The organism is Rugamonas rivuli (assembly GCF_009380165.1).
Classification (GTDB): Bacteria; Pseudomonadota; Gammaproteobacteria; order Burkholderiales; family Burkholderiaceae_D; genus Rugamonas; species Rugamonas rivuli.
In genome coordinates this window covers 153,650-165,412 of the sequence record NZ_WHUF01000011.1, presented here as the reverse complement: position 1 = coordinate 165,412, position 11,763 = coordinate 153,650, and the positions used below count along the sequence as shown (strand labels likewise).

Annotated in this window: 7 protein-coding genes and 1 pseudogene; 7 read left to right on the top strand and 1 reads right to left on the bottom strand. The window is 66.4% G+C overall.

Annotated features, from left to right (window positions below):
* Positions 1-111: 111 nt before the first annotated feature.
* Positions 112-1,410, top strand: a pseudogene (gene dsbD / locus GEV01_RS28985) (protein-disulfide reductase DsbD); the annotation flags it as partial.
* Between the two features lies 1 nt (position 1,411).
* Here dsbD and GEV01_RS28980 read toward each other — a convergent pair.
* Positions 1,412-1,897: a Spy/CpxP family protein refolding chaperone gene (locus GEV01_RS28980; protein WP_152809647.1), complete on the bottom strand. Its 486-nt coding sequence runs from the start codon at positions 1,895-1,897 to the stop codon at positions 1,412-1,414.
* Between the two features lie 196 nt (positions 1,898-2,093).
* Between GEV01_RS28980 and GEV01_RS28975 the strand changes: the two genes are divergently transcribed.
* The 6 genes from GEV01_RS28975 to GEV01_RS28950 all read left to right on the top strand — a co-directional run bounded on the left by GEV01_RS28975 (position 2,094) and on the right by GEV01_RS28950 (position 11,680).
* On the top strand, positions 2,094-2,822 hold the full coding sequence (locus tag GEV01_RS28975; protein WP_152809646.1) for a response regulator: 729 nt from the start codon (positions 2,094-2,096) through the stop codon (positions 2,820-2,822).
* The gene (locus GEV01_RS28970; protein WP_328595652.1) at positions 2,819-4,174 is read left to right on the top strand and encodes an ATP-binding protein; all 1,356 of its coding nucleotides are present in this window, start codon (positions 2,819-2,821) and stop codon (positions 4,172-4,174) included. Before GEV01_RS28975 ends, GEV01_RS28970 begins: the two co-directional genes overlap by 4 nt.
* 137 nt (positions 4,175-4,311) lie before the next feature.
* Entirely contained in the window at positions 4,312-5,454 is a 1,143-nt protein-coding gene (locus GEV01_RS28965; RefSeq protein ID WP_152809643.1) for an efflux RND transporter periplasmic adaptor subunit, read from the top strand.
* A gap of 3 nt (positions 5,455-5,457) precedes the next feature.
* Positions 5,458-8,604 carry an efflux RND transporter permease subunit gene (locus GEV01_RS28960; protein ID WP_152809641.1) on the top strand — a complete coding sequence of 1,049 codons (3,147 nt, stop codon included), beginning with the start codon at positions 5,458-5,460 and terminating at the stop codon, positions 8,602-8,604.
* Positions 8,605-8,677: 73 nt separating this feature from the next.
* Complete coding sequence (locus GEV01_RS28955; protein WP_152809639.1) at positions 8,678-10,591, top strand: FAD/NAD(P)-binding protein; 1,914 nt, start codon at positions 8,678-8,680, stop codon at positions 10,589-10,591.
* Positions 10,592-10,780: 189 nt separating this feature from the next.
* Positions 10,781-11,680 (top strand): hypothetical protein, encoded by a 900-nt coding sequence (locus tag GEV01_RS28950; protein WP_152809637.1) that lies wholly within the window; start codon positions 10,781-10,783, stop codon positions 11,678-11,680.
* The last annotated feature ends 83 nt before the right edge of the window (positions 11,681-11,763 follow it).

Sequence of the window (11,763 nt, the reverse complement as noted above, 5' to 3'; positions counted from 1 at the left end):
GGACGATTTCGGCCATTCCTCGAGCAGGCTCCGAGAAATCCTTGTCTTCTTTAACAATGAAATTGGCCACGTTGACTTTGGCATCGATATAATCGAACACCCACCGTCCTGGCGCCGCTGGCCGCGCCGGTTGCCGCAGCAGCAGCCCCGGCCGACGACGCCGGCCGCCTCGCCGCCGCGCTCAAGTCCGGCAAGCTGCTGGTGATCCTGCCGCTGTTCGCCCTGCTGGGACTGGGCCTGTCGTTCACGCCCTGCGTGCTGCCGATGGTGCCCATCCTGTCGTCGATCATCGTCGGCGAAGGCGAGCGCAGCAGCCGTGGACGCGGCCTGCTGTTGTCGGCCACGTATTCGCTCGGCATGGCCATCGTCTACACCATCCTCGGCGTGGCGGCAGGCCTGGCCGGCGAAGGCCTGGCCGCCGCGCTGCAAAACCCGTGGGTGCTGGGCGGCTTCGGCGTGCTGATGGCGGCGCTGTCGCTGTCGATGTTCGGCTTCTACGAACTGCAGGTGCCGGCCGCGCTGCAATCCAAACTGAGCACGGTGTCTAACCGCCAATCTTCCGGCAAGCTGGCCGGCGTGTTCGTCATGGGCGCGATTTCGGCGCTGATCGTCGGCCCCTGCGTGGCCGCGCCGCTGGCCGCCGCGCTGGTCTACATCAGCCAGAGCCGCGACGTCGTCATCGGCGGCGCCGCGCTGTTCGCCATGGCGGCCGGCATGAGCGTGCCGCTGATGCTGGTCGGCGTCTCGGCCGGCGCCTTGCTGCCCAAGGCCGGCATGTGGATGGACGCGGTCAAGCGCTTCTTCGGCGTGCTGATGCTGGCGATGGGCTGGTGGCTGGTGTCGCCGGTGCTGCCGGCCGCCGTGCAGATGCTGGGCTGGGCCGCGCTGCTGGTCGGCTACGGCATGTATCTGCTGCTGAACCCGGGCCGATGGGTGGCGCGGGCGGAAGGCATCATCCTCGCGGTGCTGGGCCTGACGCAGCTGGTGGGCGTGGTCAGCGGCGGCCGCGATCCGCTGGCGCCGCTTGCCCACCTGAGCAGCAAGCACGAAGCGCCGCTGGCCTTCCAGCGCGTCAAGACCGTGCAGCAGCTCGACGCCGCGCTGGCGCAGACCGGCGGCAAGACCGCCATGCTGGACTTCTACGCCGACTGGTGCGTGTCCTGCAAGGAAATGGAAAAGCTGACCTTCGTCGATCCGCAAGTACGCACGCGGCTGGCCCGCACGGTGCTGCTGCAGGTCGACGTCACCGCCAACGATGCCGACGACAAAGCCATGCTGAAACGTTTCGGCCTGTTCGGCCCGCCGGGCATCATCCTGTTCGACAAGCAGGGCAAGGAAATCGACGGCGCCCGCGTCATCGGCTTCCAGGATGCGGCCAAGTTCACCGCATCCCTGTCGCGCCTGAACTGATTCAGCCCTGGTGGCCGCCCCAGCCGCCGCGATGGCCAGGATGGCCGCCGTGCGCGCCGCCCCGGGTGTGGTCGTCGAAGATGGCTTTCTGCTCGGCCGTCAGCTGGCTGTAGAAGGCCGTCAGCGCCGTCAGGTGCGCTTCCATCTTGACCTGGCGCTGTTTGCTCAGGTCGATCATCTTGGCCAGGCGGTCGGGCGCCGACATCTTGGCGACGGCATCGCGGTCCGGCAGCGTGCCGCCGGCAGCGGCCGGCTTGATGGCCGCCTGGTAGCTGGCCCACGCCGATTCCTGCTGCGCCGTCAGCTTCAGCAGATCATGCAGCTTGGCCTGGCGCTTGGCGAACATTTCCTCCATCTTGGCCTGCATCTGCTCCCTGTTGACGACCGCGCCGTGACGGCCGGCCGGAGGCGTCATGTCCTGCGCCTGTGCGGCCGCCATGCCCAGTACGGTAAAACCGATCAATATGCTTTTGCGTAAGACGTTCATGGTCGTTCCTCTATCATTGAAAGTTAGGTATCGCGATGCGTGATCACCGCGCTTGAACCCATGTTGGCAGCGCAAGGTTGCCACGAAGTTTCGCCAGCCGCAGATTTTGTATCCAGATGTTTCGTCCCTAGGGGGATATACAAGAAGATACAATTGGTGATTGGTCACGCACCGGCTAACTGGGGATAATTAGCACATGGAACCCACATCAACTATCTTGATCGTAGACGACGATCGCGAAATCCGCACCCTGCTGGCCGACTACCTCGAATCGAACGGCTACCGCGCCCTGTGCGCCGCCGACGGCACCGCCATGTGGAAGCAGCTCGACGAAGCGCGCCCCGACCTGGTGGTGCTCGACCTCAACCTGCCCGGCGACGACGGCCTGACCCTGTGCCGCAAGCTGCGCGCCCACTCCACGCTGCCGGTCATCATGCTCACCGCCCGCAACGAACCGCTGGACCGCATCCTCGGCCTGGAAATGGGCGCCGACGATTATCTGCCAAAACCGTTCGAGCCGCGCGAACTGCTGGCGCGCATCCGCAGTGTACTGCGCCGCAGTAACGCCATGCCGGTCGGCAGCGGCGCCGAGAAGGCGCAGCAGATGCGCTTCTCCGGCTGGACGCTGGACCTGACCGCGCGCCACCTGCTCAACCCGGACGGCATCGTCATCATGCTGTCGGGCGCCGAGTTCCGCCTGCTCAAGGTCTTCCTCGAACATCCGAACCGCGTGCTCAACCGCGACCAGCTGCTGAACCTGACGCAAGGCCGCGACGCCGACCCGTTCGACCGCTCGATCGACATCCAGATCAGCCGCCTGCGCCAGAAGCTGGGCGAGGACGCGCGCCTGCCGCAAATCATCAAGACCGTGCGCAACGGCGGCTACGTGCTGGCCGGCACCGTCACCGTGGAGCCGCAGCCGTGAAAGCCTTCCTCGGATCGATGACCGGGCGCGTGTTCCTGGTCCTGCTGCTCGGCATCGTCGCTTCGGCGGCGCTGACCCAGTGGCTGGCCGTGGGCGAGCGTACCCGCGCGCTGGAACGCTACCGCGACTTCCACGCGCTGGAGCGCGCCGAGCAATTGATCACCACCGCCGACGTGCTGCCCGAAGCCTCGCGGCCGACCTATCTGCGCATGGCCAACCGCGGCACCGTGCGCCTCGAAGCGACCGACATGCCGCTGGCCACCGCGCTGCCGCCGACCGAGTTTTCATCCGTCCTGCAGCAGCGCCTGGGCGAGGGCTACAAGCTGGGCCCGCTGGCCGAGCACCCTGCCGCCTGCGACCTGCCGCGCAAGAGCAACAACATCTTCGCGCCGACGCAATGGCGCGGCACCTGCGAAACCATGAACGTGCGCCTGCACGACGGCCAGGTGCTGAAGCTGTCCGTGCTGCCGCCGCGCGCGCCGCCGCCGTCGGCCCACAGCGAACTGCTGGCCATGCTGCCTTTCCTGCTCAGCATTGCCGCGCTGGCCTACCTGGTCACGCGCATGACCGTGCGTCCGTTGAAGCAGCTGGCGCAGGCCGCCAAGGACCTGGGCAACGACATCAACCACGCGCCGGTGGTGCTGAGCGGCGCGGCCGAGATCCGCCAGGCCAGCGCCGCCTTCAACGCCATGCAGGCGCGCATCCGCCAGCACATCATGCAGCGCACGCAGATGCTGGCCGCCATCACCCACGACCTGCAGACGCCGCTGACCCGCCTGCGCCTGCGCCTGGAAAAAGTCAGCGACGCCGAATTGCAGCAGCGCCTGATCGACGACCTGTCGGCCATGCAGCAGATGGTCAAGGAAGGCCTGGACCTGGCGCGCAGCATGGACACCACGGAAACCATGCAGGCGCTGGACCTCGACGCGCTGCTCGACAGCGTGTGCAGCGACGCCACCGACGGCGGCCAGCAGGTCGAACTGCGCGGCCGCGCGGCGATGGCGCTGATGGGCCGGCCGCTGGCGATACGGCGCTGCCTGGTCAACCTGATCGACAACGCCGTCAAGTATGGCCATTACGCCAATGTTACCGTCGAGCGCATGGTGGGCGCGGCCCGCATCCGCATCCGCGACGGCGGCCCCGGCATCGACCAGGACCAGATGGCGCGCGTGTTCGAACCGTTCTACCGCATCGAGACCTCGCGCTCGCGCGAATCCGGCGGCACCGGCCTGGGTCTGACCATCGCCCGCAACATCGCCGAGCAGCACGGCGCCAACGTCATGCTGTCCAACCACGCGGACGGCGGACTGGAGGTCACGCTGATCGTGCCGGAATACTACGCCGGCGCCTGAATCCGTCGACCAACTCTCGCTACGAAAAAAGCGCCTGGCAGTCGCCGTGGCGCGGTTTTTCCAGCAAATACTGTGCGACAATATTCCGCCTTGTGCGAGGCGGCAATATTTTTCGACGGTAAAACCTAGTGCAAAAAATGAAAAAAACTTCCTTAGCATTTCTGGTCGGCGCCATCGTGGTGGTCGGCGGCGGCATCTGGGTCAGCACCCATCAAACGGCCGAACCGCCGAAAGCCCAGGGCGGCCAGCAAGGCCCGACCACCGTCAGCGTGGTCGCGCCGACGCGCCAGGATGTGCCGGTGGTGTTGCAGGCCAACGGCACCGTCACGCCGATCAGCACGGTGGACCTGCATCCGCAAACCACCAGCACCATCGCCAAGGTGCACATCAAGGAAGGCCAGTTCGTCAAATCGGGCGAGCTGATGTTCACGCTCGACGACCGCAGCGAACGCGCCAACGTCGACAAGGCCCAGGCCCAGGTCGCGCGCGACCAGGCCGCGCTGGCCGACTACGAGCGCCAGTACAAGCGCTCGATGGAACTGCTGTCCAAGAACTTCATCGCCCAGGGCGCCGTCGACACGCTCAAGAGCCAGGTCGATTCGGCGCGCGCGCTGCTGCAGGCCGATGTCGCCGCCGCCCGCTCGGTCGGCGTCGACGCCAGCTACACCGCGATCCGCGCGCCGATGAACGGCCGCGTCGGCGCCATCAACGTCTATCCGGGCAGCCTGGTGCAACTGGCCACCTCGCTGACCACCATCACCCAGCTCGATCCGATCAACGTCTCCTTCACACTGCCGGAGTCGGCGCTGGCCGGCCTGCTGCAGGCGCAGCACGAGGGGGCGGTGGCGGTCAAGGTCGCGCTGGGCAACTCCGACAAGGAAATCGGCGGCGCGCTGAGCTTCATCGACAACACCGTCGACCCGGTGGCCGGCGTGATCCGCGTGAAGGCCCAGTTCGACAACAAGGACACCATGCTGTGGCCGGGCCAGTACGTCAACACCAAGCTGATCTCGCAGGTGTTGAAAGATGCAACGGTGATCCCGCAAAACGCTATCATTAGCAACACCCGCGGCACCTTCATCTACGCGGTCGACGCCGACCAGTCCGCCAAGGTGGTTAACATCAAGCGTCTGTATTCGTTTGGCGACAATGCGGCCGTGTCCGGATTGAGCGGCAACGAGAAAGTCATCGTCGACGGCAAGCAAAACCTGCGGCCGGGCGGCAAGGTGCGTATCGCCGGGGCCGACAAGCCTGCCGACACGACCAAACAGAAGGGCTAAGCAATGAACCTTTCCGAGTTGTGCATCCGCCGTCCGGTCATGGTGGTGCTGCTGTCGCTGACCCTGATCCTGGCCGGCGTGCTGGCCTACTTCTACATCCCGGTGGCCGCGCTGCCGAGCTATAACACCCCGGTCATCAACGTCTCGGCCGACCTGCCGGGCGCCGCGCCGGACACGATGGCCTCGTCCGTCGCGCTGCCGCTGGAAAAGCAGTTCTCCACCATCGCCGGCCTGGCGCTGATCACCTCCACCAACACGCTGGGCAATTCCTCGCTGACGCTGGAGTTCGATCCCAGCGTCAACGTCAACGAAGCGGCGGTCGACGTGCAGGCGGCGCTGCTGCGCGCCCAGCGCCAGTTGCCGATCGAGATGACCGACCTGCCGTCCTACCGCAAGGTCAACCCGGCCGACGCGCCGGTGCTGTTCATGACGATGAACTCGCCGTCGCTGACCCTGGCCGAGCTGAACGATTACGCCGAAAACCTGATCGCGCCCAGCCTGTCGACGCTGCCTGGCGTGGCGCAAGTGACCGTCAACGGCCAGAAGCGCTTCGCCGTGCGGATACGCGCCAAGTCCGAGCTGATGAACGCCCGCAACCTGACGCTGGACGAATTGCAGCAGGCGATCAAGTCGGCCAACGCCAACACGCCGCTCGGCATCCTCGACGGCCCGAGCCAGACGCTGACCATCCAGGGCAACGCCCAGCTGATGAAGGCGTCCGAATTCGCCGAGCTCATCGTCGCCCAGCGCAACGGCCAGCCGGTGCGCCTGAAGGATGTGGCGACCGTCGAGGACAGCTTCCAGTCGGTCAAGACCGCCGGCAGTTACAACGGCGAGCGCTCCATCGTGCTGCTGGTGCAGCGCCAGCCGGACGCCAACACCGTGCAGGTGGTCGACGGCGTGCGCCGCCTGCTGCCTCGCTTCAAGAACCAGCTGCCGGCGTCGATCAACATCAACCTGGTCAACGACCGCTCGGTGTCGATCCGCGAAGCCATCCACGACGTCAACCTGACGCTGCTGCTGACCATCTTCCTGGTGGTGCTGGTGATCTTCCTGTTCCTGCGCCGCGCGGCCGCCACCTTCATCCCGGCGATCACCATGCCGATCTCGCTGCTGGGCGCGCTGGCCCTGCTGTACGCCTTCGGTTACAGCCTGGACAACGTTTCCCTGCTCGGCATCACGCTGGCGGTCGGCCTGGTGGTCGACGACGCCATCGTGGTGCTGGAGAACATCGTCCGTCACATCGAGCTGGGCAAGAAGCCGCTGCAGGCCTCGCTGATCGGCGCCAGGGAAATGGGCTTCACCATCATCTCGATCTCGGTCTCGCTGGTGGCCGTGTTCATTCCTATCTTCTTCATGCCGGGCGTGATCGGCTTGATGTTCCATGAATTCGCCGTGGTGGTGGCGTTGTCGGTGCTGGTGTCGGCGGCGGTGTCGCTGATGCTGGTGCCGATGCTGGCCAGCCGCCTGCTGCCGGCCGACGCCATCGATCCCGAGCACGACAAGGGCGGCTTCATCGGCCGCTGGTTCGAGGCCGGCTTCACCGCGCTGCGCAACGGCTATGTGCGCACACTGGACATCGCGCTGCACCACCGCTACGTTGTGCTGGCGGCGGCGATCGGCACCTTCGCGCTGACGGCGGTGCTGTACATCACCATCCCGAAAGGCTTCTTCCCCGAGGAAGACCTGGGCCAGATCCGCGTCAACACGGAAGCGTCGGAAGACATTTCCTCGTCCTCGCTGCTGGACTTGCAGGAGCGCGTGGCGGCCGTCATCAAGGCCGACCCCAATGTGCAGGACGTGACGTCCTTCGTCGGCGGCGGCAACAGCGGCCGCATGTTCCTGGTGCTCAAGCCGCGTGACCAGCGCCAGAAGATGCCGCAGGTGCTGGACAGCCTGCGCAAGGCCACCAAGACCGTGCCCGGCATCTCCGTCTACCTGAGCCCGGTGCAGAACTTGCAGCTGGGCGGACGCCAGTCCAAGAGCCGCTACCAGTACACGCTGCAATCGGTCAGCCCCGGCGCGCTCAACGAGTGGGCGCAGAAATACCTCGACCAGTTGCGCGCCGATCCGGACTTCCGCGACGTCACCAGCGATTCGCAGAACAAGGGCTTGCAAGCCTCGCTGAAGATAGACCGCGACAAGGCCAACAACCTCGGCGTGGCCATCGGCGATGTCCGCACCGCGCTCTACCTGGCCTTCGGCGAGCGCCAGGTGTCGACCATCTATTCGCCGGCCGCCAGCTACAACGTGATCCTGGAGGCGGCCACGGCCGATCGCCAGTTCGATGACGCATTGACCCGCATCTCGGTGCGCAACAAGAGCGGCAACCTGGTGCAGCTGTCCAGCTTTGCCACGGTCCAGCGCACCATCGGCCCGACCGCCGTCAACCACCAGGGCCAGCTGCAGGCGATCACGCTGTCGTTCAACCTGGCGCCGGACGTCCCGCTGGGCAAGGCCACCGCCAAGATCGACCAGATGGGCCTGGACATGCATTTGCCGCCGTCCATCATCACCAACTACGGCGGCGACGCGGCGGTGTTCCAGAGTTCGCAGGGCAGCCAGCTGATCCTGATCATCGCCGCGCTGGGCGTGATCTACGTGCTGCTGGGCGTGCTGTACGAAAGCTATATCCATCCGCTGACCATCCTGGCCGGCCTGCCGTCGGCCGCCGTCGGCGCCTTGCTGACGCTGCGCCTGTTCAACCTGGACCTGACGATGATCGCCATCATCGGCATCCTGATGCTGATCGGTATCGTCAAGAAGAACGCCATCATGATGATCGACTTCGCGCTGCACGTGCAGCGCAACGAGGGCCGCACGCCGGCCGAGGCGATCCGCGAAGCCTGCGTGCTGCGCTTCCGTCCGATCATGATGACCACCATGGCGGCGCTGATGGGCGCCTTGCCGATCGCGCTGGGCCTGGGCGCCGGCGCCGAGCTGCGCCAGCCGCTCGGTCTGGCCGTGGTGGGCGGCCTGATCTTCTCGCAAGTGATCACGCTGTACATCACGCCGGTGATCTACCTGTTCCTCGACAAGTACAGCGGCACCGGCCCGATGGGCGACGCCGAGCTGGCCGGCGACGCCGCGCCGGTGGTCGAAGGCGTCCATGCCTTGCCGCTGAAGGCCGTGAACACCGTCAAGCATTGACCACCGACAAGTTGCTCTGAAGACTGTCTCTTTATCATGGGCAAGTTAGCCCTCGATAAAAGGACGGTTGGAAATGAAACGCTACAGTGTCACCATCATCGGTATGGGCCCGCGCGGGCTCAGCGTTTTTGAACGCATCGCCGCCGTAGCCGGCAGCCGCCGGCTGCCGCTCGACATCCACGTGGTCGAGCCCGGCGACTGCGGCCCCGGCGTGCACAGCGTGCGCCAGCCGCAGCATCTGCTGATCAACACCATCGCCAGCCAGGTCACGCTATTCCCCGCGCCCGGCGCGGTCCAGCATCCGCCGCTGTGCGCCACGCCCTCGCTGACCGCGTGGGCGCGCCAGGCCGGCTACCGCCGCGTCGGCGAGCGCTACTACCGCCTCGGCGAGGACGGCGGCGCCGACATCACCGAAGCCGACTACCTGCCGCGCTGCCTGCTGGGCGAATACCTGGCCTGGGCCTACCGCCAGATCGCCGCCTTGCTGCCGTCGTGCGTCAACCTGAACCACCACCGCCAGCGCGCCGTCGACCTGCTGCCGCAGGCGGACGGCCGCTACGCCGTCGAGCTCGAAACGGGTTATCGCCTGCACAGCGACTTCGTCTTCCTGACCACCGGCCATGGCCGCAACGAGCCCGACGAGGTCGACGCCCGGCTGGCCGATTTCGCCCGCGACCATGCGCGCAGCAACAGCCGGCTGGCCTTCGTGCGCCACGCCTATCCGCTGGAGCAGCTGGCGCGCATCGGCGCCGACGCCCGCGTCGCCATCCAGGGCCTGGGCCTGAGCGCGCACGACATCATCGCCGAGCTGACGGTGGGGCGCGGCGGCGCCTTCGTGGAAGACGGGCAGGGGAACTTGCGCTACCAGCGCTCCGGCGCCGAACCGCAGCTGACGCTGTGTTCGCGCAACTGCCTGCCGGCGGCGGCGCGCGGCGTCAACCAGAAGGGCATCGACGGCCGCCACCAGCCGCACTACTTCACGCCGGCCGCGGTGGATGCGCTGCGGCGCATGGCGCTGGCCGGGCGCGGCAGCCGCCAGCTGGACTTCGAGCGCGAGCTGCTGCCGCTGCTCAAGCGCGAAATGGCCTGGGTCTACCGCAGCACGCTGGCCAGGGCCAAGCCCGGCGGCGTGGCGCCCGACCCGGCCGGCTTCGTGCTGACCGCTGAGGACGACGTGCTGGTCGACCAGCTGCTGTTCCCGCTGCGCGGGCGCCGCTTCGCCACGCTGGAGGCGTTCCGCCAGTACTTCACGGACTGGCTGCGCGACGACTTGGCCGAAGCGCGGCTGGGCAATGTTGGCAGTGCGACCAAGGCCGCCACCGACGTGCTGCGCGATGTGCGCGCCACGCTGCAGGCGGCCGTCGAGCACGGCGGGCTGACGCCGGCCTCGCACCGCAACTTCCTCGGCGTCTACCACGCGGCCATCAACCGCAGCGCCTTCGGTCCGCCGCTGCGCCGCAACCAGGAATTGCTGGCGCTGCTGGACGCGGGCGTGATCGAGATCGTCTCCGGCCCGCGCAGCCGCATCGACATGGACGAGCAGGCGGCCAGCTATGTGCTCGGCACCGGCTTCGCCGACGGCGCCGTCACGTATGCGTTCGATGTGCTGGTGGTCGCCCGGCTGGACGGCTTTTTCCCCGCCACCGACGATTCCTTACTTATCCGTAATGTGCTGAAACGCGGGCTGGTGCGGCCGTATTGCAACGGCGATTTCCACCCCGGCGGCATCGACATCGACGCCGGCGGCCAGCCGCTCGATGCGCGCGGCCAGGCCTCGGGCAGGCTGTGGGCGCTGGGCTACCTGGTGGAGGGCGCGCACTACTACACGCACGCCTTGCCGCGCCCGCAGATGCGTTCGCGCCAGGTGCTGGACGCCGACCGTTGCGTCCACGCCATGTGCGCGCAGATGGAGGATTTGCCCCGGCCCGGCGCCCGCCGCACCGTCGCCGAAACCGCCGCCAGGGCGTTGCCGCAGGCCGCTTTGTAAAGACCGTTGATACATACGGTAACACCCGTCAAGACGCGGAACTTGTAAGCTATTCCCCTTAAACACCCTGGAGCGTACGCGCCGCAGCCCGGCGCGTTATCATGGCCATGCACAGCGGTTCCCAAAATTGCGGGACTCTGGCACTATGGCCGCATTTTGTCGACGTCGTTCCAATCAAGGTTTGCTATTTTGCATCACGATTCCCACTTACTCTCTGCAAATTCCGAATATTGCGAAACTTGCGGCCAGCGTCTGCCCGAGGCCGGCGAGAGATATGCCGCGTGGGATCGTAAATCGCAATCCAACCGGGTCGGCATCGGCATCTCCATCGCGCTGCACCTGATCGGCGTGCTGTACTACTTCCTGGCGCCGGCGCCCGAGCGCAAGCATGCCGCGCCGCCCAAGGGCGGGGTGATGGTCTACATCGCGCCGCTGCCGGAAAAGAAAAACCCCAACAAGCCGCAGCCGAAGAAAACCGAAGTGGCCAAGGCCAGCAAGCCGCCGCCGCCGAAGCAGGTGGCGTCCAGGGATGCGCCGGCCGCCATCCGCCCCAAGCTGGAAACCTATGTGCCGCCGGTGCAGGCGACGATGACGCCGCCGCCCGAGCAGGACATGTCCGAGATGATCGCCAAGCGCCGCGCCGCGCGCGAGGCCAACAATCCGCAACCGGCGCCGCCGGCCCCGGCAGAGAGCGATGCCGAACGTTCGCTGCGCATCGCCAAGGCCAATATCGCCGGCGCCCAGGGCCGTTCCGGCGGCGCCGACAAGGACGACACCGGCGGCATCTTCTCGGTCGACAAGAGCTACCACAGCGCCGACGTGAAGTTCCGCGGCTGGAACACCAACTTCAAGCGCAACTGGACCCAGCAGCTGCACGTGGAGCAGGGCGCCGAGCCGGATATCGAAACCGCCGTGGTCAAGGAAATGATCAAGGTGATCCGCAAGGAAAAGACCGGCGACTTCCCGTGGGAATCGCGCCGCCTGGGCAAAGTGGTCATCATGAGCGCCCGCAAGGAAGACGAAAAGGACTTGATCGCCTTCCTGCTGAAAGAGATGTTCCCCGAGTACACCCGTGGCGCTTCCCGTTAGATTTTTCTGAATATTGCTGAAAAACCACGTTCCATCCCTCAAAACCGCCGTTTGGTCGCAAAAACCCTGATAGCTTGACAACT